The organism is Gramella jeungdoensis (assembly GCF_023805255.1).
Taxonomy (GTDB): domain Bacteria; phylum Bacteroidota; class Bacteroidia; order Flavobacteriales; family Flavobacteriaceae; genus Christiangramia; species Christiangramia jeungdoensis.
The window spans coordinates 319845-346010 of sequence record NZ_JAMSCK010000002.1 but is presented as its reverse complement, the minus strand read 5'-3'; the positions used below and the strand labels follow the sequence as shown (position 1 = coordinate 346010).

Sequence of the window (26166 nt, the reverse complement as noted above, 5' to 3'; positions counted from 1 at the left end):
AACTAATTATCAATTTTATGAGAAAAATTGCATTTCTGTTAATTATACTAATGACGGGTATTATAAATGCTCAATTAAAAGTTAATGAAAACGGATCCGTATATTACGAAGAGGTTGTAGAAACCAAAAAATCAATCTCTGAAGTACATGATGCCATTGAGCAATTTTTAGCCACTAATTCAGGAAATTCGAATTATACCATTAAAATAAATGAAGATGATAAAATACTTTCTAAAGGCAATATAAATGTTATTGGACCAAATAAATTAGAAGTTGTTTTGAATACGGAATTTAAACCAGGCCGATATAGAATTCTTATGGATCCGATATCATGGAACGGTAAATTTCCATTAGCCCCTGAAATGAATTTTGACAAAGGGAAGGCTAAAGAGGAAATGAAGCAAATGTATATAAACAAGGGAATGGAGAAAACCTATAATAAAAAGGATGAAAAAGGTGAAATAGATTCTGATATACAGGAGTTTGTTGATATGCAAACTATGCTATATGATAAGGCAAAAGAGAAATTAAACAGTTTTGCCACCTCTCTTAAAGAGTATGTTTCCAATTATAAAAAAGACTCGGACTGGTAAGGTAAAATGACTTTAAAGAATTATTCCTTCCTAAATATTTTTAGCAGTACTCAAAATATTATAAAATTTCTATATGATTGACTGGGTTAAATGTAATAGTAATATTGTTAACTGGGATTATTATAAAGAAAATCCAGATAAACTTCAGACAACAATAATTGAATGTTGGCCAGATAACATGCTAAAAAACATTTTACGAAAATCTCGAGAAAGAGGCTTCACGGAATTAATTCCCCATCTGGAGAAAGAAATGAAAAAAAGGGGTTTAAAAAATCTCGAATAATGGTAATTTAAAGAAAAGTTTGGAAGATGTTTGGAATTTATAAATAAAAAAACCTGTCTTTGCTTATAAACACTAGCAAAGACAGGTTTCAAAAGTACTCGGAGCGGGACTTGAACCCGCACGACCGTTGCTGGTCATTGGATTTTAAGTCCAACGTGTCTACCAATTCCACCATCCGAGCGAAAAACAAAACCCCGACAAACCGGGGTTCATTTTTAATATTTCAAGAGCGAAAAACGGGATTCGAACCCGCGACCTCCACCTTGGCAAGGTGGCGCTCTACCAACTGAGCTATTTTCGCGTTTTTTTTAAGAACTTCCGCTATGCTCTCATAGCGATTATTGCGGAGGCAAATTTAATACAAATCTCATAATAGCAAAGAATTTTTTGGAGAAAAAATGGCTTCCGCCCATTAGCTTTAAGCGATAAGCGATAAGCCTGAAGCTTTCTGTCTTGGAATGAAGATAATAGCTATAAGTATTAAGCTGTAAGCTGAAAGCTTTACGCTTATTGCTTCAGGCTTCCATGCTCAATAGAATATCTGCATATGTTCATTTTTTCCTTGATGAAAAAACGAACCAAAAAAATCAAGGCTTCCGAAATTTGCCCTGAATTTTTCGCTTGTCTTCTAAATTTCAGGAACTCGCCTTTCCGGCTCAAACAGCCTGAAATTTTCACGAAGCCTTCGCTTCAAATTCTGCGTTCAAATTTCGAGAGGCCGGTTCGTATTATCAGTAGAATCATAAACAATGTACGTTTTTTGATTGGTAAAGGCTTCTAGCTAGAAGTATATATCCTATTCTGTCCCAAAGACTGCCATAAACTAAAAACTACTAACTACAGACTACCCACTAACAACAGACTGCTTCACTTCGTTCGCAGTGACTCTACGAGAAAATGTTTAAAGCGTTGGGTTTGCTCTTAATACTAAGAGCTTAGAAAAACTGTCAACTGCGACTGCGTACTGCTAACTAACTACTGCTTGCCGTTCCCCAGCATGCGTTTGATCTCGTTAAGCTTCATCAAAGCTTCCACGGGAGTTAGGGTATCAATATCTATCCCGATAAGTTCCTGCTTAAGATCTTCCAGCAGCGGATCGTCAAGATTGAAGAAACTAAGCTGCATCTCGTCTTCGGCTGATTTTTTAAGGATCTCTCCCGAATCTTCCATGGAGTGAGAGGCCTCCAGTTTCTGAAGTATCTTATTGGCGCGGTGCAATACCATTTGCGGCATTCCCGCCATCTTGGCCACATGTATCCCGAAACTGTGCTCGCTGCCACCGGGCACCAGCTTTCGAAGGAACAGGACATTATCCTTTAATTCCTTTACCGAAACATTGAAATTTTTGATGCGATCAAAAGTATCACACATCTCGTTCAATTCGTGGTAATGGGTAGCGAAAAGGGTCTTGGGTCGCGCCGGATGCTCATGCAGGTATTCGCTGATGGCCCAGGCGATGGAGATACCGTCATAAGTACTGGTACCCCGCCCGATCTCATCAAGCAGCACCAGGCTGCGATCTGAAATATTATTCAGAATACTGGCCGTTTCGTTCATCTCTACCATGAAAGTAGATTCGCCCATAGAGATATTATCGCTGGCCCCAACCCTGGTAAAGATTTTGTCGACAAGACCTATCTCGGCCGAGTTTGCCGGAACAAAACTTCCCATCTGGGCCATAAGCACAATAAGGGCAGTTTGTCTTAAAATGGCCGACTTACCACTCATATTAGGCCCGGTGATCATGATGATCTGCTGTTCTTCCCTGTCCAGGTGAAGATTATTGGTCACATAGACCTCGCCCGGAGGAAGTTGCTTTTCTATGACCGGGTGTCTTCCCTCCTCAATATCCAGGGCATGAGTATCAGTAATTTGAGGTCGGCAGTAATTTTCGGCCTGTGCCTGTTGCGCGAACGAACATAGACAATCAAGCCTGGCAATCAGTCTGGCATTCTGCTGAACAGGATCTATATAATCTCCCATCCATGCGATGAGCTTTCCGAAGAGCTCCTGTTCCAGCTGAAGTATCTTCTCTTCGGCTCCCAGGATCTTGGATTCGTATTCCTTGAGTTCTTCGGTGATATACCTTTCAGCATTCACCAGCGTTTGCTTACGCGTCCAGCCCTCGGGCACCTTATCTTTATGCGTATTCCTTACCTCGATATAATAACCATACACATTGTTGTTTCCGATCTTAAGCGAGGTGATCCCAGTCGCTTCTGTCTCACGCTTTATCATCTCATCAAGATAATCCTTGCCTGAAAAAGCAATATCCCTGAGATCGTCCAGCTCCTTTGAAAAGCCCTTCGCGATCACATTGCCCTTCTGAACATTCACCGGCGCATCTTCACTGATGCTCTCCTCGATTTTCTTACGCAGCAGGTCGCAGGAATGCAGTTTATCGCCAATCACCTTTAATGCTTCGTTCTCACATTTTGTGGCCAGTTCCTTTACCGGAATAATAGCATTCAGTGAATTCTTAAGCTGGTTCACTTCACGCGGACTTATTCTCTGAGTAGCAACCTTTGAAATAAGCCTCTCCAGGTCACTGATCTCCCTTATCTGGTCCTGGATATCACTATGAGTTTCGGGGTGTTTTATCAGGTAATCCACCACCTCAAGCCTTTTTTCTATAAGTTCGGCATTCTTAAGCGGCAGGGCCAGCCATCGTTTTAACAAACGGCCTCCCATGGGTGAGATGGTCTTATCTATTACATCAAGCAGGGTCACCGCATTGGCAGCCGTTGAATGATAAAGTTCAAGGTTGCGGATGGTAAACCTGTCCATCCACACATATTCCTCTTCGGCTATACGGTTGATGGAAGTGATATGCTGAAGCCTGTGATGTCGAGTTTCCGCGAGATAGTAAAGCACCGCGCCTGAAGCGATGATCCCGTCTTCCAGGTGATCTATCCCGAAACCTTTTAAGGATTTCGTTTGAAAATGTCCATTAAGTGTCTCTTCGGCATAATCGCTTTTAAAGACCCAGTCGTCCAGGTAAAAACAGTGAAGTTCTTTCCCGAACTTTTCAGAAAAATCCTTTTTATATTTCTTCTGAACAAGTATCTCACTTGGCCCAAAATTCTGAAGTAGCTTGTCTATATATTCCCGGTTCCCCTGGGCGCAAAGAAATTCTCCCGTGGAAACATCCAGAAAGGAAACCCCAAGGTTCTTCTTTCCGAAGTGAACGGCACAAAGAAAATTGTTGGATTTGCTGTGCAGGATATCATCGTTCATCGCCACGCCGGGTGTCACCAACTCGGTCACACCACGTTTTACGATGGTCTTCGTCATCTTAGGATCTTCCAGCTGATCACAGATCGCGACCCTCTCTCCTGCCTTTACCAGTTTTGGCAAATAAGTGTTCAGGGAATGATGAGGAAATCCGGCGAGCTCGGTACGCTCGCTTCCGTTATTCCGGTTGGTAAGAACGATATTCAGGATGCGAGCAGCCTTAACAGCGTCTTCACCAAAGGTCTCATAAAAGTCTCCTACTCTGAATAGCAATAAGGCATCAGGATACTTCAGCTTGATGCTGTTATACTGCTTCATTAACGGGGTAACCTTCGGGGATTTTTTCGCTGCCAACTTTTTGAAAATTATTAGCCGCTAATGTAGGGATTCCAGCTTTTTAAAGAAAATTTAAAAGCTGGCATTTATCCACCATTCATCAAAGAAAAACACCACCTAATTCTTTTGAAAATCTCCGTTATTCACATCCTTTATAAAGCCTATGAGGCCGGGAAAAAAATGTTCGGGATCATCATATTGCGAAAGATGACTTCCCTCCGGACATAGTAAAAACCTGCCATTCTTAACTTCCCGGGACATCCACTCCATATATTCAGGATCCATAGTATCGTATTTTGCTCCTATCACCAGGCTAGGAACTTTGATGGTTTTCAGTTTATCTGAAATATCCCAGTTGGCGAGAGTGGCTTCCGGTGTAATCCCAAATTCACTGGGCCCCTGCATGTAGACATATATCTCGGGGTTAAGATGTTCAAAAGTACGATCGATCGAATTTGGCCATTTTTCAACAGGCATCCTTAGAATATGTTTGGTATAGTGATTCGGGATTAGCAATTCCATATACCTCGGATTTTCAAAATCCTTATTCTTTTCAAGTTCCTGGATCTCGGCCAGCACTTCGGGATCCAGCTGCGGACCCAAAACCTCTTTCGCATACTTGTTATATTCAGGAGCACTCGCTACCATATTAGAAATGATAAGGCCTTTGAGATTATCCTGATATTTCAGCGCATATTCCATAGCCAGCACGCCACCCCATGACTGACCAAACAGATAAAAATTGTCTTTATTTAAACCCAGAGCCTTCCTCACCTGTTCCACCTCATCTACAAAACGCTCTATCGTCCAAAGGCTTTTATCATCGGGCTGATCACTGTAATAGGATCCCAGCTGATCATAATATATAAATTCGATTCCCTCCTTTGGAAAATAGCTCATAAAAGGCTCATATAACTCATGTGTCGCCCCCGGACCTCCATGAAGAAGCAATACCCGTACTTTCGGATTATTGCCAACCTGCTGTGTAAAGACATTGAAAATTCCTATTGGGGTCTCCACGGGAACCATTTTCACTCCACCTGTGAGTTTAAGCTGTGGATCATCATAGGATAAATATGATTTCAGATCAATTTCCTGTGAATAAACTGAACTGAAAAAAATAAATGACACCAGAAGGAAGAGACTTTTTGAGAAATTTTTCATCGGAACGCTTTTTAATTTAACCTACTGAATTTAAGCAAAATAAACCTAACACAAACACTCCAAATCTTATATATAAACTGTCTGAAAATAAAAAATGGCATCCAAAAAGACACCATTTTTAATATTATTTCTGAAACGGGTTTACTCCGCATCACGACTTAGCTCTGTATTCAGCCTGTACATATAAGACCATATTTCATCTACAGATTCACGGAATTTATTACGCGTAGATTCCATTTTAGCCTTCCCATGCTTTTTCTCATAGGCCTGCCATGGTCCATCCCGATTCTCATCTAAATCTGCAAATTTATTTAAAGGCGCTGCGACCATATAATGTGGAGAGTCAGGCCCGCCCCCAACTAAATCATACCAGAAACCACCGGCGTTCTCACTGGATGCCATGAAAGTAGAGCTTACGTCCTTTACCACAGATTCGAACTCGGAAGAATTGTTGACCTTAAAGTAAACTACATTAACAAGGTTGGGTCTGTCTCCCTGGCTACGACTAAACTCGGGCATCGTTCTTGCGATATGATGTTCCATTCTTTCCACATAGGGAAAAACATCTGTCTGGAATATGGAGCTACAGGCCTGCCCGGCTTCATCATTATCTTCGTCCATTTCAGCCCACTTATCCATATAAAGGGTTACGGCTACCACGTTTCCAACGCCCTGAACCCGATTCCATACGTTCCAGGAATCAACCCCTTCGTTTTCAAGGTAACAGTCTTTCCATTTTTTCATTCCTTCCTGGAATTTCTGCCCCTGGTTAGGTTTAATGGTTAGTTCCCACATATGCATGATACGGCTATCCTCTTCCTGAGAGAACCCCAGGAATGGCATTATCAGTAATAAAACGATCAGTCTTTTCATAATTAGTTGGTTTTTAGTTAATATTTGATCATTAATATTTCATAATCGGTCACCCGGGGCCGGTGAGAAATAGCAAAGGAGATTAGTTAAGCAAACCCTCTAACGGGCAGAGCTTATAATTCAAAAAGAGATTGGGAACTTCTGATGGGACAGGTTTCAGAAAGGATTAATTTATTGAAAATGTATGTCTTATGGAAATATTCAGGATGAACTACCTGAAAATCTGTTATAAAGAGCACGGCCCTTTCCACAAATACTTTAAGCTTCGCTTATAAGAAGAATTTGATCATTCTTATTATCTCGTCATTCCTGCGCAGCCATGGTAATATTGGTGAACATTTTTATATCTCATTTCAAATTTTTGGATTACTGCATTCCCAGGAATGACAAATAATCTTGTGGAAGGAGTCAAAGGATAAGTCAGGGTTCATCACGACATTAATTTCACCTATGGCATAAAGCAGTACCACATAATTCTGTTTTCACGAAGCAATCTTCGGCAGATATCTCTGAAAAACCGGATCATTATTTAATAAAATTAGAACAGTATTATCTTATTCAGATATCTAAACCAAATCCAATGGTCTTAATCAAGCTCTAAATAAAAATACGTTATATACTGAAAATCACTAACTTAGTTAAAATAACTATTATCCAACCAAATAATTAAAACTATGTTTAAGATCAAAAGATTGCCAATTTACTTTACGCTGGTTGCTATGCTGTTTGCAGCTTCCTGTAAAGATTCTGAAAAGGGAAAAGAAACAGAAGTTGAAACCGATTATGCGGGAAATGAATTACCCGTTAATACCGATTCCGAAGAGGCCATGGAAGCTTTTAAGGAGGGTCTGGAATATTTTGACAAAGGAAGTTCCAGGAAGGCTCGGGCCAAATTTGACGAGGCATTGAAACATGATCCCGATTTCGTATCGGCTCAAATGTACAGAAGCTATACCGCAAATTCGGCTAAAGACTGGGCGACCAATCGTGACAAGTTCATGGCACTGCGCGATAAGGCGAATGACGCCGAAGTTATGATGATAGACATTACCGAAGCCGGCATGAAGAGTGATTTGGACCGGGAATTAGAAATCAGTAAAAAAATGGTAGAAAAATATCCAAAATCTGCTAGGGCCATGGATAACCTTGCTATTTTTTATGATAATAACGACGAGGAGGAAAAGGCCAGGGAACACTGGAAGAAAGCACTCGAATTAAATCCCGAATATGTACCGGCTATGGCGAGTTTAGGAACTTCTTATTTATTCGATTCTCCGGAGGATAAGGGGCAGGCCAAAAAATATTTTGATATGCTCGTAAAAAAGGCACCCAACAGTCCGCGTTCTCACATTTTAATGGGCGATTATTATCGCGATCAGGATCAACTGGAGAAGGCCCTCGCAAGCTATGAAAAAGCCGCGTCACTGGATCCCGAAGACGAGGGAGCTTTAGCAAAATCTGGCCACGCAAATTCAATTTTAGGTAATTACGAGGAAGCCCGTCAGAATTTTAAAGATGCGAGGGAAGTAAGTGAATTTGGAACAAACCTCAGTGCTGAAGCCAATACATATGTTTATGAAGGTAAATCGGGCGAAGCACTGAAATTTCTCGATGAGGGAACAAAATCTTTAGACACATTAGATGTTCCCGAAAGCAATAGAAATATTGGAAAATTTCAGGCTGCTATTACCGCTGCTCATATAGCCATGCATGATGGAGACGCTAAACGCCTGGAGCAGATCGTAAATAATTTGAAGTCAATTTCAAAGAAATTAACCAGTGATGCCAATAGTCCTACTGTAACAGCCAATCAAAATGCGTTTATGAACTATTGGGATACCATGTTATTAGTGACCCAGAAAAACTACAAGGAGGCCATGAATAAGGCCGAAACAATCAAAAAAGCTGTAGATTCCCTTAATAATCCTGATAAATTAAATCCTTATCACAGGGCCCTCGCGATTATCCATTATAATATGGGTAATACAGAAAAGGCAGTGGAACATATTGACCAAACCGATGAAGATTATATTCACGATAAATACTGGAAAGCCAAAATTCATGAGAAGGCTGGAAATACTGAGGAGGCTATGGCCTTATATGAAGAAATCGCAGAAGAAAGATTTAACTCTATTGAATTTGCTTTAATACGAGATGAAGTAAACCAGAAATTAGATAAAAATAAGGCCAGTTAAAACCGGAAATAAACTTTAATTAATAAGCCTTCAACGAGAGTTGAAGGCTTTATTTTTTATGTTTTTTTATTCCAACTTAAATTTTGTCTATCGAATAAAAGATATACCTGGTGAATTTATTTTCACGAAGCAATCTTCGGCGGATATTTCTAAAGAGCTTTATCATTATTGTTTTCGATTAGTAGTCAATAAGAATATAGAGATTACTACGGACGTAGGTTTTCAATTCTCAACTAAATACTCCTCTATATTACTCATTAGTTTTTGGGCATTTATTGCATTTTTTTTCAAAGCATTATTGTGCTCAATAGTTTTATTTTTCATTACGAACAAATGTGAAAGTACATAAGTGTCTTTATAGACCGTAATTTCCTTAGCCGATCTTACATCAAAATCGAGTTTTGTCACAAACTTCATCATTTCTAAATTTACCATTTTTGGGGCTACATCGCGAAGAAAGTCCTGAGTTGTGATCTTTATTTGATCCTGAATACCATTGAAAGCTTCGCTGGAATAATAGTGACTTATTGTTTTACGCAATTCATCTGAAGACAAGAGATTAATATTGCCTGAAGAAACCATGTTGTCAAAAGCTACGCTAGTAGGAGTGAACATATCATAATTAGTAATTATGGGCAATAAATTTGAAAAATTCTTCCCATTTTCTATGGATAAATAATAAAATGCAGAATCTATTGTCTTAAGCTTTATAGCATTCCTGCTCTGGATGTTTTCAATAGTTTGCCTGTCTTCGTTAAGATTTTCCTTAATTTCAAGTAAAAATGCTCGTTCTTTCTTCTCATTTAACCTGGCCTCATTCCAGCCGTTAATCTGCAAGGCAATCAGTATCCCAATCACCACCAGGATGATCTCTCCAATAGCATATATTAGATATCTCGAGATTCTGTTTTCACGCAACAGACGGTGACGGATATTTCTAAAGAATTTGATCATGATTAATGTATCTTGCCATTCCTGCGCAGGCAGGAATCCATTTTCGGGTTTCTATAATTCCAAATAGTCATTCGTCCATTCCTTTGCTAAATCATTCCAGTATGGGTTTTCTTCCTCAATCAGGTTTATTTTCCATTGACGTTTCCATTTTTTCATATTTTTCTCTCTTTTGATAGCATCATTTACATATTGAAATGTCTCGAAATAGACCAATAGCTTAAGGCCATATCTTTTGGTGAAACCTTCATTAACCTGATTCTTATGCTCGAACATTCTCCTTTCCAAATCATTGGTTATGCCGATGTACAGAGTACCATGATACTTATTGGAAAGTATATACAGGTAATATTGGTGAACATATTTATATGGCATATCGAATATTTTGTGGATTCCTGCCTTCGCAGGAATGACTAAATATCGTGTGGGAGAAGTCCTAGGGCTGCACCTAACATGTCAATCTGTGAAGATTGACTCCTGCTATTCAGCCTTTTCCCTGGTTGCCTGCCAGTTAACCACTTTCCATTCTTCGTTACGTTTTAAAAAGGTGCCCGAATTCAAATATGTATTCTTTTCACCGCCATCTTCTGGCGTACCAACCAGCCGGAAAGCAACTACGGCCATATTTCCATAAACCTTTACCCGGACATCTTCAGAAGACCAGCTAATGGGAGGCCCGGAATCTTCTTCCGAACTCCTTAAACCATCCATCAGCTCCTTTTTCCCGAATCTTTCTCCGGAAGAACTGGTATAGATAAGATCCTCTGCCCAGAAACGGTCATGCATCTCCACATCGTTCTTTCCTGCACCTTCCAGGAAATCATTTAGCAATTGAGTCAGTTCTTTCTTAGCACTCTCATCCTGGGAGTGAGAAAACTGGGGCATTGTTACTAATAGCAGGATTACAATTATTCTTTTCATAGTTCCTAGTTATTACCTCTTATTGGATAAGGTGGTGTTTCCACCTCCTTAGGCGGATTTTCTTTAAGCTGTTCCATAACTACTTCTATCGCTTTTTGCAATTGTGGGTCGTTGCCTTTAATCACTTCTTTTGGAAGCTGCTCCACTTCAATGTCTGGTGGTACGCCTTCATTTTCCACCCTGAAGCCTTCTTCGGTATAGAATGCGACATTAGGCGCGGTTACTATTCCGCCATCTATAAATTCAGGATATCCAAGCACACCTACGAGTCCGCCCCAGGTTCTTTTTCCTATGATAGTTCCCAGGTTAAACTTTCTGAACATCCATGGCAGGTAATCTCCACCTGAGCCAGCGGTCTCATCTATCAGCATCACTTTTGGACCCTGTATGGAGGCACTTGGAGACTTCAAATCTTTCCCGTACCTGAAATTCCAGTATGCCTGCTGTGGTTTCTTCAGCATATCTATATAGTAATCAGCCAGCTGTCCCCCGCCGTTAAAACGCTCATCAATTATTATCGCTTTTCTATCAGCCTGCGGAAAGAAGTATCTCTTGAAATATTCATGACCTGCATTAGCCGTATTCGGAACATACACATAGGCTACCTGACCGTTAGTAGCTTCATTAACCTTTTTGATATTTCCTTCTATCCAGTCACGGTTTCTAAGATCTCTTTCCGATTCTACCGGAATTACCTTTTCCTTTCTGGAATTATTCATATTGGGGCTTGAGCTCACCGTAATGGTCACGATCTTATTCGCTGTATTCTCAAAGAACATATAAAGATTGTCGCTTGCAGTAACTTCTTTCCCGTCTACCGCCAGGATATAATCCCCTTCATTCACATTCACCCCGGGTTCGGTAAGCGGTGAACGCATTTCAGGATTCCAGTTAAGCCCGCCGTATATCTTTTTTATTTTGTAGCGCCCCTTATCTACTTCAAAATCGGCGCCCAGTAGGCCTCCTTTAATATTTTCGGAAGTTTCAAACTCATCTCCCCTGCTGGAAAATCTATGATGTCCTACACCCAGCTCGCTGAACATCCATTCCATCACTTCATAGAGATCACTTCTAGTAGTCACATGTGGTAAGAACTGGCTATACTTTTCTTTCATCCGGTCCCAGTCGGCTCCATGCATCCCGGGATCATAGAAATAATCCCTGTTCACTCTCCAGGCCTCATGGAAAATATTCTGCCATTCGGCTTTTGGATCTATCTTGATTTCAACACTTCCCAGGTTCAGTGCAGGTTTATCGGGCTTTTGTCCAAGAATGGCAATTCCTGTCTTACCCTGAACTTCATATAGAACCTTTTCACCGTTAGCTGATATTTCATAACCGGAAGCCGGCATAATAAGGGTGTCCTTCTTTTCCTTAAGATCATATTTCCTGAGTTCGCCGGGCCCGTTCGCATGATGTGAAAATTTCAGATAATACAACTGACCTTCCTTAGGCGCTTCCAGCCCGCGATATACTCCCGCAGAAACCGGAATATCAACTATCCTGTACTCAAGATCCTCAAAATCTATTTTTAATGGCGGAGTATCCGGTTCTTTATCTTCTTCCTCTGCTCTTTTCTTTTTTTTCTCTTCCTCTTCTTCTTTTTGAATAACTTCTACATCGTTCTCTTTGAAGAACGGTGAAACTACATCCTTCTGTAGTGTTACCAGGTAAAGAGAACTGCTCATTTCCATATCCTGGTTAGACTGGTCAAACCAGTTCACCACCGGCCCTGCATCGGTAGAAGCAAGCATATAAAGATATTTACCGCTGGGATCAAATTCCGGGTCCATTACGTTGGAATAACCATCTGAAACAGGATACGATTTATTCTCATCCAGAGAATAGACAAAAGCCTGTTCAAAATTAGTGTCGGTAATAATGGTATAAGTGATCCATTTGGAGTCATGGGACCAGTCACCAAACATTTCCCTGAAAACACCGGGTGTGTATAGCACATCTGAAGCCACCTTTGTGGTGTTATTCTTATCCAGGTCATAGATATAAAGGCTTCGACTGTTATCTACAAATGCGATTTTCTTACTATCTGGAGCCCATTCCGGATAGGCATAAAAGCCAGCTCCATCAAGCTCAACTTTCTTAACCGGCTTACTCTCATTCTGATCATATAAATGAAGGGCATACTCTCCCGATTCATCCGAAAAATAAGCTATGGTCTTGCCATCGGGTGACCAGGCAGGGTATTTTTCATGTACTCCGGGCGTGGCCGTAATATTCATGGGATCACCCTTTTCTGCAGGAAATGTAAGAATATCACCCCTGTAATCCATTACCACCCTGGCGGCGGTGGGAGACAATCCATGACTTCTTACATACTGGTCACCCTTTACGAAGCGGGGTCTTAATTCCAGAAGGTCTGTTGCGATGCCTATTTTAATGCGGCTGGTATTACCCGTGGCAGGGTCCAGCGTATGCAGATATCCCGCCTGGGAAAAGATGATCTGGTCTTTTCCGGCAGATAGATTAGTTACCGGGAAATCTTCAAAATTTGTATGTTTTGTCACTTGCTTGGAGGCCGGATCATAACTATAGATATTGAATTCACCATCACGGTCACTTCTGAAATAGACTTTTTCATTTAACCACTGGGGTTTGGAGTCATTACTTCCTCCTTCAGGTTTCGGAATTTCCGAAATCTCGTAGGTTTCAGGATCATAGATCCAGATCCTGGTGGCCGTTCCTCCCCTGTAATTTTTCCACTGGTTAAATCTGTCTCCTAAAGGAGTGTAGGCAATAAAGCTTCCATCAGAATTATAATCTGCCCAGTTAGCATGCGGGATCTTTAAAGGTTCCACATTCCCCTTTTCTATATCCACATTATAGAGTTTTGCGTACCTATTGGTAAAAACGTCTCTTTGAGATAGGAAAAGCACCTTCTTACCGTCTGGTGTAAAATCCCGAACAATATCGGGATATGGGTGCCAGGTGAGTCGCTTTGGAATACCGCCTTCGGTGGGAACCACAAAAACGTCAGTATTCCCGTCATATTCGGCACTAAAAGCGATGGTTTTTCCATCAGGTGAAAAAACCGGGTCGCGTTCTATCCCTTCATCAACGGTGAGTCTTTTAGGATTGGAACCGTCTCTGTTAGCCACCCAGAGGTCTTCCGCATAAATAAAGGCTATTTTTGAATCGCTGATGGCAGGCTGCCAAAGCAAGCGGGTGTCTTCTGTATTTATTCCCTGGTTCTGAGCATTCGTTGTAAAAATGAAAATAAAAGTTACTAATGCGAGAAGTGAAAGTCGTTTCATTGGAGAAATGTTAGTTTAGGTATTCCAGGTTTAATTTACTGTTTTTTTAAAATAATACCCGAAAAATTTATCAGCCTGAAGCATATGCATTCTTCCGGTCATAGCCGGAAGAAGCAGATGTGATATTTTATCAATAGATAATATTATCCAGGATCTTGTCAATATGACCTTCCATGCTACTAAAGTGCCTGTCTGAAAAAAAGATCTTATGCATCTTCCTTTTTAAATCCATTAGTTCCTTACGCGAAAAGTTATTAACAGCGATCGCATCCTGAATTTTTTCAAGTCTTTCCTTTTCGGAATCCTTCGAAAATTCATTGTAGATCTTATCAAAGCTCTTCTCATCTACGTGAGTGCTTATTACTCTGAGCTCTTTAGGTGTTTCAACAGAATCGGCATTAGCACAAAGCAGCAGAATGTATATCTGCAGTTCTATTTTGGTCCAAGGCTCCTTTTCCGCATTCATGATTAATATTTTTTGACTGTTACTACCAATTGCCTTTACTCAATCACTTATAGCCTAATCTTGTTTATACTTATCAAACCAGGCCAGAACCGCAGCAATTTTAGCAATAAGATTGCTCGGCTTATTTGCAATGCCATGAGAAGCACCCGGAATCCTTACCATCGCGGTTTCAACTCCTTCAAGTTTCAGGGCCGAATAGAATTGTTCCGATTCAGCGATGGGAGTACGATAATCTTCTTCACCCGTAAGTAACATGGTAGGTGTGGTAACATTTCCTACGTAGGATATGGGAGATCTTTTCAGATACGGCTCGGGATCTTCCCAGGGCTTATTCGGAAACCAGTATTTGCTGAAGAAGCCGGGACCGTCTGCATACAACACAAAACTGTACCAGTTGATCACAGGCTTCGCGACTACAGCAGCCCTGAACCTGTCAGTCTTCCCAACTATCCAGGCGGTTAACACTCCGCCACCACTGCCTCCTGTAACAAAAAGATTCTGTTCATCCACAAAGCCTTTTTCTATCACGGCATCAACACCACTCATAAGGTCTTCATAATCATGATTGGGATAATCGTGATGTATAAGATTCCCGAATTCCCTGCCGTAACCTGAGCTGCCACGCGGATTTGAGTAAAGCACCACATAGCCCGCGGCGGCGTAGGCCTGTATCTCGGCAGAATAAACCGAACCATAACTGGCAAAAGGTCCTCCATGGATTTCCAGGATAAAGGGATATTTCTTATCAGGATCAAAATTGGGAGGCGTCACCAGCCAACCCTGGATCTCCCGATCGTCATAAGACGATTTCCAGGTGATCTCTTCTACCTCTCCCAGGTTTCTAAACGAAAAAAGATCTTCATTGAGGTTAGTGATACGCTTCATCTTACGACCATCATGATAAGCAAGATCTGCCGGATTCAATGCAGTTCCATAGGTTAATGCAAGGTCTCCGCCTTCAGAAACCGAAAAAGCCGCAGCGTTATAAGGTCTTCCAAGTGAGAGTCCACCCAGGTTCTCGGCAACCACCTCCGTTTTTCCATTAAGATCTATATGGCCAATTTTAGTATCTCCGTGATCGTCATACTGAAAGAACAGTCCCTTACCTTTTCCATCCCACTGAATATTCTGAATATCCCTGTCAAATTCAGCCGAAATATTCCTGGGCTCACCTCCTGCTGCATCCATGATATAGATATCGCTTATCTGGTAGCCCTGTAATTCATCATCAAAGCCCAGGTAGGCTATGGTATTGTCGTTGGGCGAAACCACCGGACTAAAATCGGGTCCCTCCCTTTTTGTTAGGGGCTTAACATCTCCTGAACTTAAAGTAAGTTCATAGATCTCTGAATTTAAAGGTTCAAAATCGGCATTTTCTCTAAGATTCGCTGAAAAATAGAGTTTTTTATCATCAGCAGACCATACCGGGTTACCGTGATCATATTCTGAAAAAGTTAGTTGCTTTGGGGTACCTCCATCGGTTGACAGAATAAAGATCTGGTCGTACCCGCTCTTTAAATATCCCTGACCATCACCACGGTAGTTCATCTCATCAATGTATTTTGGTGGATCGTTCCATTTCGCGCCTTCGGGCTTGGAAGGAAGTTTTATAAACGGATCAGATTTTTCAGGAACAAACATAGTGAAAGCAAGATAATTCCCATCATTAGACCAGCTGATATTCCCCGGACTCTGCGGAGTATTGGTAAGCGGAAAAACCTCGCGTGTGTCCATCCACATAAGGTAGAGTTTCATCTTATCGTCCTGCATATTCGACCTGAAGACAAGCTTTTTGCCATCGGGGCTCCAGCGTGGAGAAAAATCATTCTGATTCCCTGAAGTTAGCGGCCGGTTTTGAGAACCATCGGGATTGACTATCCAGAGATTAGACAGGTTCTTATCTGTCATTACATCCTTAAAATTTCGTACGTAAATGATTTTTTTACCATCGGGAGATATTTGAGGATCGGAAACATATTCATAATCGAAGATATCGAGTAATTGAAGTTCAGATTTTTCCTGGGCCTGCAGACAGGTGCCTAAGAGAATAAATACCAGAAGCTGGAGATTTTTGTTCATAGAAACACTTTTTTAAGACAAAGATGGGATCCCTAAAGATCCCATCCCTGATATTGGTTGGTCATTAAATTATTATTCCACACTAACCCTGGCAGTACTTTTTTGAAGCAGCGCAAGGGTAAAGAATACCGGAATGGCGATAAAAGTTAGAAAAACATAATCATTACCCGGCAGGATGGTACCAGGAGAAATAGTATTTATTGTAAAATATACTAATATGGGTAATAAGCCAATAAGTGCTCCAATCAGCATCAGGTTCAAACCTGAGACCTTTCTCTCTTCAGGAGTAGCCCTGACATATTTCCTGATGAGAACATAAAGCGATAAGGCGAAATAAAAGATGATCACCGCTCCTATCATGATCCTGATGCCGAGGTTCAATGTGCTGGTACTATCAGGAAGGGTCATTTCCAGCCCCCAGAAAACCAATGCCGCCAATATTGCCGGGGCATAAAGTAATTTCAAGTTGTATCTGCTTTTTGGCGGATAGTATAACATATAATTAGCCAGTGCGGCAAAGGAAAACAGCACAATGGTGATACTCAAGGCTGAAAGTAGCCTTTCAGTAAAACCGGGTTCTATATATGGCCCATTAAAAAAGATGAAACCAAAACAAAGCATGAAAATAGCGAAGGTATAACTGAGAACTGTCTTCTTGCGGTAGTGTGTAAAAATTCCCATTACGATGAAAAGTATACCCATCACGAAAGCCAGGTTATTTAGCATACTATCCTTTTGAGATAATTCGGCATAAGTAAGCGAAGCGGTTACTTCTTCTCCATTTCTATCTACAACGAATTCGCGGGATTCTCCAATTTCAGGCCTGCCTCTTTCAACCAGGGCTTTGGTATCGGTAACCGGAATGCCGCCGGTGCTCTGTATCACATCGCCAATCTGCAATCCCGCCACCGCGGCAGGACTGGCATCTTCTACCTGGACGATCTTATTATTACCATCTGTTTGATAACCTGAATAGGTGTAATTCTTGGAGTCCATAAGCCCCATGACACCCCAAATAAGAAATAGCATTCCCACAAGAAGCAGGAGCCCAAGGTGATTTTTCGATTTTGTTTTCATAATCGGTTGGTTTTAGATTAGTTATTATTAATACACCGGCAAAAGCCAGAAATATTCAAACACAATGGTCCCGATTTGGAAAAAGACCGTTTATTAAATTGAAAATGAATGATACAATTTAGTTAAATTTTTGTATTTATTTAACTTTCAGTAGTTTAAATAGAATGCAGTTCACAAAATTTTCTTAAAAATCTGAGGTTAAGTTATAAAAAAACCGGCCTTAGCCGGCTTGGAGTAATAATAGCCATATTGATTATTCCTTCCTGGCAATGCTGCTCTCCCAGAGATCAACGTAAGTAAAGAATTCATCCATCTTGGCCATGGCTTTATCAGGTCCACCGGCCAATTTTGCCATTTCATTCATCCATTTTGCGTCATTGGGAGTCATCTCATAATTCAATGTTTCTATACCTTCTTCCATCTCCCATACTACAAGCATATCATGATCTCCGGTTGCAAAATGATATACCGTGGGCTCCTCTATTCCGGCATTTTTGTCGGCCTTTGCGAAATACTCCTGTATAATACCCATCGCCGCATCCTTTTTCATGGGTTTGAATTTGATATATACCATTTGTACCCAGTTAGGATTTTCATATTTCTTAGCGGTCATTTCCTGGGCCGTTACCAGGTGAATACTGCAAAATAAAAATAGGAGCCCGAGGATTGTTCTAATCGTTCTCATAATAAAGATTGGTTTAGTTAATAATACTATTCTAAACCATAGCGCAGGAAGTTTCGAAGAAAATAGGGGGATTTAAGGAGTTCTAATTTAGTGAAAAAAATATAATTTTTTGAATTTCAGAATATTGATAAAATTCTTTTAATCCCTCAATTTCCTATTTTTGCCGCATGAGCAGACGAAAATTGAAAAATGCCGAACTCGACCGCAAAAGTGTAGAGGAATTCAAGCAGGCTAAAAAGACCCCGATAATTGTTGTTCTGGATAATGTGCGCAGCCTGAACAATATAGGCTCAGTCTTCCGAACGGCCGACGCGTTCCTTATTAAAAAGATCTACCTCTGTGGGATCACTGCCCAGCCACCCCATAAAGACATTCAAAAGACCGCTCTTGGAGCCACTGAAACGGTTAACTGGGAATATGTTGAAAACACGCTGGACCTTATAGAAAAGCTGAAAGGTGAAGGAACTAAGGTTTACGCTATAGAACAGGCCGAAGGCGCCATCATGCTCAACGATTTCCAGCCTAAGTCAGAAGAGGTATGCGCCGTGATCTTTGGAAATGAAGTGAAGGGCGTACAGCAAAAGGTGGTTTCAGCCAGTGATGGTGTTATTGAGATTCCTCAGCTAGGTAGCAAACATTCTCTGAATATTTCGGTTAGCACGGGTGTGGTGTTATGGGACCTTTTCTCAAAAATGAAAAGCCAGCCAGATTAACGCACCGCTTTATCTATTTCTTCAAGTAAATAAAGATAATCCTTTCGATTCGCTACAAAGTCCAGTCCTGAAATATCTATCACCTGCACCTTCATATTGCTTTGTGATTTGATGAAGTTCAGATAACTCTTATTGATCTCTACCAGATAATCGGGCTGAATATTCTGTTCGTAATCGCGTCCTCTTTTTTTGATATTCTCGAGCAATCTTTCGGTATTCTGATACAGATAGATATATAATTCTGGTTTCACCAGCTCCTTATACATCAAATGAAAAAGCTTGTGATACAAGGAATATTCATCTTCATGAAGTGTGATTCGAGCGAAGATCAGCGATTTAAAAACGTCATAATCTGAAATCACAAAATCCTTAAAAAGATCATATTGAGCAAGATCGTCTGAAAGCTGCTGATAACGGTCTGCCAGGAACGACATCTCCAGCGGAAACGCATACCTGTCTTTATTTTCATAGAACTTGGGAAGAAATGGATTATCCTTAAAGCGCTCCAGCACCAGCTTTGCATTGAAGTCCTGAGAGATCATCGTGGAAAAACTTGTTTTACCTGCCCCGATATTACCTTCAACAGCGATATAATTACAACCGGGAAAATCATAGGTTTTCTGCGGTTTTTCCAGTTTTACCCCGGCAACTGAAATTGGTGAATCATCTCTCGTTTCTTTAAGCAACTGGGCTATTTTCCTGTTAAGAACAGGATGTTTTTCTGAAGAGGCTATATCGTTCAAAGGCCTTAAAACAAAAACCCTTTCGGGAATTCCCGGATGTGGGATCTTTAGATGAGGTGTATCCAGAACTTCATCTTCAAATAAAAGAATATCCAGGTCTATGGTCCTGTTCTGGTAATTTTTAGCATCAGACCGCTGTCTCCCCAGCTCGGTTTCGATCTTCAGAAGCTGCCGAAGTATTTCCTGTGGCTTTAAACGTGTAGAAACCGAAACACAGGCATTCAGAAAAGAATTCCCCTCAAATCCCCAGGCTGGGGTTTCATAGATTTTAGAGATATCCAGGATCCAGCCGATATTCTCATGGATCATTTGCAGGGCTTTCTGCATATATCCCGGGCGGTCACCAAGGTTGCTTCCCAGCGCTAATATTACTGTTTTAGGGGATTTCAAAGCGAATTAAGAAAATTTTAATAGGTAGATCCAAATAATTTCACAGCAAATTAAGCAAAACAAAAGCACATACCCTTAATTTTGTTAATAGACTTTAATAAAAAAATTTGGCCAAATTTTACCTGAAAGACAAGCTTAAGGCTCAGCAAATATATATGGTCTTAAGCGCCTTATTTATAGCTTCCCTGGTTGCATCGAACCTGATCTTTCAAAAGTTTTTTTACTGGGACTTTTTCGGATTATACACTTTTGAGATTTCAGTGGGAATCCTGCCATACCCGGTAACCTTCCTCATTACCGATATAATCAGCGAAGTCTATGGAAAGAAAAAAGCAAACCTGGTGGTTACCTCCGGGATCTTTGCATCGTTCTTTTCCTTACTGATCGTATACCTTGCAGAGGCCACGCCGGCAACCGCCTGGTCACCAATAGACAATTCCCTGTTCCGTAAGGTTTTTGGGGCCACAGCAATTGCCGTGTTCGCTTCTATGGTAGCCTATTTATTGGCACAGTATATAGACATACAGCTTTTTCACTTCTGGAAAAGACTGACCAAAGGCAGACATTTATGGCTCAGGAATAACTTTTCAACCTTCCTGTCGCAGTTCGTGGATACCTTTTCGGTCCTGTTTTTGCTCTGTTCTTTTGGAAAGATAGACTGGGAGCTGTTTGGAGGCCTGTTACTTAGCGGATTTCTATTCAAAGTACTGGTCGCTGCTATGGACACGCCCTTTTTGTATGCCGCGGTATACGGACTTAGAAAACTCTTTGATCTGAAACCTGCTGAAGAATTGAAGTTAGAAACAAATGTTATAAACCAATGAAGAAAGCATTAAAAATTATCGGATTTATATTGCTCACTATCATTATCCTATTGTTAGTGACTCCTTTTGTTTTTGAATCTCAATTGAAAGACCTGGTTAAAAAAACCATGAACGAGAACCTCAATGCACAGGTGGACTTCCAGGATATAGACCTGAGCATGTTTCGCAGTTTTCCGCAAGCCACTCTTGTAATTGAGGACCTCAGCATTATAAATAATGAACCTTTTAAAGGAGATACCCTGGCGTTGGCCGAGGAGGTCACCATGGAAATGTCGGTCTGGGAATTGTTCAAAAGCAGCGAAGAATCCAAGCGTGTTGATGAACTGAAAATGGATAATGCGTTTGTCAACATTAAAGTGGATTCGCTCGGAAACAACAACTACGATATTGCGATAGAAGATACCACGACTGCTTCTTCAAACGGTAAGCCTTTCAGCCTTGACCTGAAACATTATGAGATCACAAATACCCGTGTAAAATACCTGGATGAAAAAGGGAAGATCACCCTGGATATTGAGGATCTTAACCATGAAGGCACCGGTGATTTCTCCCTTGATGAATCGGAACTTGACACCTATTCTGAAGCACTGGTTTCCCTGGATTATGATGGAGTGAATTACCTGAACCGGCATAATGTAAGCCTGGATGCAGTATTCCTGATGAACCTGGAAACACTGAAATATACTTTTAAGGAAAATGAAGCCAGGATAAATCAGCTACCGCTAACTTTTGACGGATATGTTCAGGTGAATGAAGAAGATACTGAGATGGACCTGAGTTTTAAAACTCCTTCCTCAGATTTTAAGAATTTCCTTGCCGTAATTCCTGAAACCTACGCGAAGAATATCGAAAATGTGGAAACCAACGGGAATTTTGTGGTAAACGGAAGGATCTTCGGAAAAGCAGACGATACCTTCATTCCAAAAATGGATATAAAGGTAACTTCAGCCGATGCTTCCTTTAAATATCCCGATCTTCCAAAAAGTGTACAGGATATAAGTCTTGATCTGGAAGTGCTCAACGATAGTGGGCTCGCAGAAGAAACCTATATCAATATCAATAATGCCACCTTCCGTATAGATCAGGACAGGTTTACTACCAAAGGAAAGATCAGCAATATCACAGAGAATATGCTGGTAAACCTTGACGTAGATGGTACCATTAACCTTGCAAATATCAGCAAGGCCTATCCGCTTGAACTGGAGCAGGATCTCAACGGAATTCTTACGGCTGATGTCAATACAAGTTTTGATATGAATTCCATCGAAAAGGAACAATATCAGAACGTAAAAAGTAGCGGAACGGCTTCTATCAGAAATTTCAGTTATGTATCGCCCGAAATTCCTAATGAAGTAAAGATCGCCAATGCCGATATGAGCTTCAATCAGGGAAACGTGCGTATTCCTGAACTCAGACTTACCACCGGGCAAAGCGATCTTACCGCCTCCGGTTCTTTGGAAAACCTGATTGGTTTTCTGTTTACCGACCAGCAATTGAAAGGAAATTTCGATGTAAAATCCAACACTTTCTCGGTTAACGATTTCAAGGTTGCTGAAACCGAAGAACTAACGACCAAAAATGAAGATGGTACCGAAAAGACCGTAGCTAAAACTACAGGTAAGGAAGCGGTGAAGATCCCTTCATTCCTTGATGTGGAACTGAAGTTCGATGCCAACACGGTTATTTATGATAATCTGGAACTGAAGAATGCCAAAGGAGTGCTTGTTTTAAGGGACGAAACCGCTAAACTGGAGAATATCACGACCAATATCTTTAACGGAAGTATTGGTCTTGATGGAATGGTCTCTACCAAGAATCCGACCCCTGTGTTCGAAATGAATCTTAACCTTAACTCATTGGACATTGCTTCATCTTTTAATGGGATGGAATTAATGCAGAATCTTGCACCTCTTGCCAGGGCATTGGAAGGAAAACTACAGTCTTCCCTAAGTCTAAAAGGTAATCTGAATGAGGACCTCACACCACAGCTGGCGAGTGTAGCTGGAGATGCCCTTGCGCAGATCCTTACCGCGGAACTGAATCCGGAAAAAGCGGCTTTACTGTCTCAGCTTGACGGGCAACTGGGCTTTCTTGATTTCAGCAAACTAGACCTGAGCAAACTTAAGACTCATCTTACCTTTAGAGATGGAATGGTAGAGATAGAGCCTTTCGATTTTAATATTAAGGATATCAACTTCCAGGTTTCCGGAAGTCATGGTTTTGACATGTCTATGGATTATGACCTGGTGCTGGATGTCCCTGCGCGTTACCTGGGATCGGAAGTTGGAGGAACCCTGGGTAAATTGAGTGGAGAGGATATTCAGAATATGACGGTAGCACTACCAATTGGAATAACCGGTAGTTTTCAGAGCCCAAATGTAAAACTGAACATGCAGCAGGCAGTGAACAATCTCACTCAAAAAGTGATGGAACAGCAAAAAAGGAACCTTGAAGACAAGGCCGTTGATGCCATCAATGATATTCTCAAAGGAAAAAGGGATCCTAATAAACCTTTCGTTAAAGATTCAACTTCGGGAGATAATAAGACGACCGACTCAACAGGCACGCAGGTTCCAACTAAAAGAGACTCGATAAGCAGGTCTCAGCAGGAACAGGTGAAGAATGCTGCGAAAGATATTTTAGGTGGGATCCTGAAGAATACTAAAAAGAAGACAGATACTACAAAGAATAATTAACCGAACGCACTTAGACAGGTTCAGTGCGTCACCATGAATGGTCACCTCGAGTACTTCGACTTCGCTCAGTACAGGCTTTAGTCGAAAGGTCAGAGTTTGTCATTCCGAGCGCAGCGAAGGAATCTCATCTAAAGAAGAGACTGCTTCACTTCGTTCGCAGTGACAGTCAGACCAAAATTTTCAACTCAACTACAAATCCCTCATGTCCCCTTACATTAAAGACCGTTCCGTCTTCAAATAAGAGATACTGTCCCTTAATTCCATTTAAAACACCTTCATAAAAAGGCGATTTCCCAAGGTTTAGCGTCTTTATCTTTTTCGGAAATTCTTTTACCGGAAATTTAATCTCGGTCTCTTTATTGCTGGCCAGGTAATATTCCCGGGCTTCTTCCGGAATATATTGCTTAAGGTCCTCCCTCACCTCGGCAAGGTCAAGGTCTACCACTTCATTGGTAAGCATTTTACGCCAGTTGGTCTTATCTGAGATGTGCTCTTTTAGAGCCACCTCGGTAATTCCTGCCAGGTAACGATTTGGCACCTCAACGATCTCAATGGCCTCATGAGCGCCCTGATCTATCCAACGGGTAGGGATCTGGTTTTTTCTAGTCACTCCCACCTTTACATCACTGGAATTAGCCAGATATACAACATGTGGCTGTAACTGTGCCTTCTTTTCAAATTCGAGATCCCTGTCTTCCTCCCCAAGATGAGCCCTGCTTAGTTCTGGATTGATCACCCAGTCCCCTGCCTGAGGTATGGAACTAAAACAATCATAACAAAAGCCCTGGCGAAAGATCTTTTTCTCAAGTCCACAGCTAAGGCATTGATATCGAAGGAAGTTGATACTTATTTTTTTTCCAAGCGCCTGGTTCAGGTTTATAAAATCATTTTCCCAAACAAGGTAATACTGAACAACATCTGTTATTTCAGTTCTCATTTTGGTTAGAACACCCTCGTATCTCATTTAATTTTTTATTTTAAGGCTTACTGATTTTTTTGCAGGCTTCAAAGTTTCGTTTATTTTTAACCAAATAACGTACGCCTTCAGAATATAAGCGTTAAAGATAAGAAGAATAATGCCAATTCCATTAGTAAACTCAATAGCTTCATGGTTCCTGAAGAAGCGCATTCATCAGATGGAATTATTCATCAAATACCCTCATGATGTTCAGAAAGAATTGCTTAGAAACCTGCTTTCTCAGGCTAAAAACACCGAATTTGGCAAACGCTTTCAATTTGAGGAAATAGACTCCTATGAAACTTTCAGAGAAAGGGTCCCTATTCAAAAATATGAGGATTACGAAGGCGTTATAGAACGCAGCCGAAGAGGCGAAACGAATATTTACTGGCCAACGCCTATTAAATGGTTCGCTAAATCCAGCGGAACTACAAATGCCAAAAGCAAATTCATTCCGGTAAGTCAGGATTCCCTCGAAGATTGTCATTATGCTGCAGGAAAAGATCTTTTATGCATCTACCTTAACAACAATCCTCAATCCCAACTGTTTACAGGAAAAAGCCTTCGACTTGGTGGCAGTAAGGAAATTTACAGAGAAAACGGAACTTCTTATGGAGACCTATCCGCTATACTTATAGACAACATGCCTTTCTGGGCAGAATTCAGCAGTACTCCCAGCAATGAGGTTTCTTTAATGCATGACTGGGAGTATAAAATGCAGGCGATAGTTAATGAGACCATAAAGGAAAAGGTTAGCAGCCTTGCAGGAGTACCCAGCTGGATGCTTGTGCTGTTGAACAATGTTCTGGAAACTACAGGAAAGGAAGAACTGTTCGAGGTATGGCCTAACCTGGAAGTATATTTTCATGGCGGTGTAAGCTTTCAGCCATATGCTTCCCAATATCAAAAGATCCTTCCCAAGGAAGATTTCAGGTATTATGAGATCTACAATGCTTCAGAAGGTTTCTTTGCCTGCCAGGATCATAACGATTCCAAGGATCTGCTTTTAATGCTGGACTATGGAATTTTCTATGAATTCATTCCGATGGATGAATACGGAACCGAACATGAAATGGCAATTCCATTAAGCGAAGTCGAGATAGGTAAGAACTATGCAGTTGTCATTACTACTAATGCAGGATTGTGGCGTTATAAAATTGGTGATACGGTGAGGTTTACAGATATCAATCCATACCGAATCAAGGTCTCAGGTCGTACAAAACATCACATCAATGTCTTTGGGGAAGAGCTCATCATTGAAAACGCCGAATCTGCCTTAAAAAAAGTATCGCTGGTGACCAATTGCGAAATTGTGGATTATACGGTTGCCCCGGTTTTCATGGAAGGCAGGGATAAAGGAGCTCATGAATGGATGATAGAGTTCAAGACCCCTCCAAAAGATTTCGAAAATTTCAAGTATCAACTGGATCGTGCACTTCAGGAAGTTAACAGCGATTATGAGGCGAAGCGATATAATAATATGACCTTACGGATGCCTACGGTACACCAGGCTCGTAAAAATCTTTTTTATGACTGGCTTAAAAAACACAATAAAGTAGGCGGACAGCATAAAGTTCCTCGTCTTTCAAACTCCAGGGATTATCTGGAAGAATTATTTGAATTGAATTCGCTTAGAGTATCTTAAGCACTCTCTTGTCTTTATAAAAAACCTCACAGGTTTTGGAAATTTTTAAAATATTTTCCATTAACAAA

20 protein-coding genes and 2 tRNA genes are annotated in these 26166 nt (G+C 40.9%); 7 read left to right on the top strand and 15 right to left on the bottom strand.

Translation table 11 applies throughout. The features are described from left to right. Positions 1 to 17: 17 nt before the first annotated feature. Together NE848_RS05750 and NE848_RS05745 are read left to right on the top strand one after the other, a co-directional pair. Entirely contained in the window at positions 18 to 593 is a 576-nt protein-coding gene (locus NE848_RS05750; RefSeq protein ID WP_252111349.1) for a hypothetical protein, read from the top strand. 73 nt (positions 594 to 666) lie between these two features. Further along, positions 667 to 876, top strand: a complete 210-nt coding sequence (locus NE848_RS05745) for a hypothetical protein (protein WP_252111346.1) — start codon at positions 667 to 669, stop codon at positions 874 to 876. Between the two features lie 95 nt (positions 877 to 971). Here NE848_RS05745 and NE848_RS05740 read toward each other — a convergent pair. The 5 genes from NE848_RS05740 to NE848_RS05720 form a co-directional block, all read right to left on the bottom strand. Continuing rightward, positions 972 to 1057: transfer RNA gene (locus tag NE848_RS05740), tRNA-Leu, on the bottom strand. Positions 1058 to 1104: 47 nt separating this feature from the next. Continuing rightward, positions 1105 to 1177 (bottom strand) — tRNA-Gly (locus NE848_RS05735). 674 nt (positions 1178 to 1851) lie between these two features. Next, the gene (gene mutS, locus NE848_RS05730; RefSeq protein ID WP_252111344.1) at positions 1852 to 4464 is read right to left on the bottom strand and encodes a DNA mismatch repair protein MutS; all 2613 of its coding nucleotides are present in this window, start codon (positions 4462 to 4464) and stop codon (positions 1852 to 1854) included. 99 nt (positions 4465 to 4563) lie between these two features. Further along, entirely contained in the window at positions 4564 to 5610 is a 1047-nt protein-coding gene (locus NE848_RS05725; protein ID WP_252111341.1) for a proline iminopeptidase-family hydrolase, read from the bottom strand. A 141-nt stretch (positions 5611 to 5751) separates the two neighbouring features. Next, entirely contained in the window at positions 5752 to 6483 is a 732-nt protein-coding gene (locus NE848_RS05720; RefSeq protein WP_252111339.1) for a hypothetical protein, read from the bottom strand. Between the two features lie 674 nt (positions 6484 to 7157). On the opposite strand from NE848_RS05720, the gene NE848_RS05715 reads away from it, so the two are divergent. Further along, a complete protein-coding gene (locus NE848_RS05715) occupies positions 7158 to 8678 on the top strand; it encodes a tetratricopeptide repeat protein (RefSeq protein WP_252111337.1) in 1521 nt (506 codons plus the stop codon). Positions 8679 to 8900: 222 nt separating this feature from the next. Here the strand turns inward: NE848_RS05715 and NE848_RS05710 are convergent, their stop codons facing one another. The 8 genes from NE848_RS05710 to NE848_RS05675 form a co-directional block, all read right to left on the bottom strand. After that, positions 8901 to 9632 (bottom strand): DUF6090 family protein, encoded by a 732-nt coding sequence (locus NE848_RS05710; protein WP_252111335.1) that lies wholly within the window; start codon positions 9630 to 9632, stop codon positions 8901 to 8903. Positions 9633 to 9683: 51 nt separating this feature from the next. Next, positions 9684 to 10004 carry a GIY-YIG nuclease family protein gene (locus tag NE848_RS05705; protein WP_252111333.1) on the bottom strand — a complete coding sequence of 107 codons (321 nt, stop codon included), beginning with the start codon at positions 10002 to 10004 and terminating at the stop codon, positions 9684 to 9686. 105 nt (positions 10005 to 10109) lie between these two features. Beyond that, the gene (locus tag NE848_RS05700; protein ID WP_252111331.1) at positions 10110 to 10550 is read right to left on the bottom strand and encodes a nuclear transport factor 2 family protein; all 441 of its coding nucleotides are present in this window, start codon (positions 10548 to 10550) and stop codon (positions 10110 to 10112) included. A gap of 5 nt (positions 10551 to 10555) precedes the next feature. Beyond that, complete coding sequence (locus NE848_RS17330; RefSeq protein ID WP_252111329.1) at positions 10556 to 13822, bottom strand: S41 family peptidase; 3267 nt, start codon at positions 13820 to 13822, stop codon at positions 10556 to 10558. Positions 13823 to 13952: 130 nt separating this feature from the next. Next, positions 13953 to 14288: a hypothetical protein gene (locus tag NE848_RS05690; RefSeq protein ID WP_252111327.1), complete on the bottom strand. Its 336-nt coding sequence runs from the start codon at positions 14286 to 14288 to the stop codon at positions 13953 to 13955. A gap of 54 nt (positions 14289 to 14342) precedes the next feature. Then, positions 14343 to 16367 (bottom strand): S9 family peptidase, encoded by a 2025-nt coding sequence (locus NE848_RS05685; protein ID WP_252111325.1) that lies wholly within the window; start codon positions 16365 to 16367, stop codon positions 14343 to 14345. 72 nt (positions 16368 to 16439) lie between these two features. Continuing rightward, positions 16440 to 17444: a PDZ domain-containing protein gene (locus NE848_RS05680; RefSeq protein WP_252111323.1), complete on the bottom strand. Its 1005-nt coding sequence runs from the start codon at positions 17442 to 17444 to the stop codon at positions 16440 to 16442. A gap of 253 nt (positions 17445 to 17697) precedes the next feature. Next, complete coding sequence (locus tag NE848_RS05675; protein WP_252111321.1) at positions 17698 to 18129, bottom strand: hypothetical protein; 432 nt, start codon at positions 18127 to 18129, stop codon at positions 17698 to 17700. A gap of 167 nt (positions 18130 to 18296) precedes the next feature. Between NE848_RS05675 and NE848_RS05670 the strand changes: the two genes are divergently transcribed. Continuing rightward, positions 18297 to 18842, top strand: coding sequence for an RNA methyltransferase (locus tag NE848_RS05670; RefSeq protein WP_252111319.1), 546 nt, complete (start codon positions 18297 to 18299; stop codon positions 18840 to 18842). Here NE848_RS05670 and folK read toward each other — a convergent pair. After that, positions 18839 to 19975, bottom strand: coding sequence for a 2-amino-4-hydroxy-6-hydroxymethyldihydropteridine diphosphokinase (folK, locus tag NE848_RS05665; RefSeq protein WP_252111317.1), 1137 nt, complete (start codon positions 19973 to 19975; stop codon positions 18839 to 18841). The genes NE848_RS05670 and folK overlap by 4 nt on opposite strands. 155 nt (positions 19976 to 20130) lie before the next feature. Between folK and NE848_RS05660 the strand changes: the two genes are divergently transcribed. After that, entirely contained in the window at positions 20131 to 20799 is a 669-nt protein-coding gene (locus NE848_RS05660) for a queuosine precursor transporter (RefSeq protein WP_252112109.1), read from the top strand. After that, positions 20796 to 23495, top strand: a complete 2700-nt coding sequence (locus tag NE848_RS05655; protein ID WP_252111315.1) for an AsmA-like C-terminal region-containing protein — start codon at positions 20796 to 20798, stop codon at positions 23493 to 23495. Before NE848_RS05660 ends, NE848_RS05655 begins: the two co-directional genes overlap by 4 nt. A 166-nt stretch (positions 23496 to 23661) precedes the next feature. Here the strand turns inward: NE848_RS05655 and NE848_RS05650 are convergent, their stop codons facing one another. Then, complete coding sequence (locus NE848_RS05650; protein ID WP_252111313.1) at positions 23662 to 24459, bottom strand: DUF2797 domain-containing protein; 798 nt, start codon at positions 24457 to 24459, stop codon at positions 23662 to 23664. A gap of 112 nt (positions 24460 to 24571) precedes the next feature. Between NE848_RS05650 and NE848_RS05645 the strand changes: the two genes are divergently transcribed. Beyond that, positions 24572 to 26098, top strand: coding sequence for a GH3 auxin-responsive promoter family protein (locus NE848_RS05645; protein ID WP_252111311.1), 1527 nt, complete (start codon positions 24572 to 24574; stop codon positions 26096 to 26098). Positions 26099 to 26166: the final 68 nt, after the last annotated feature.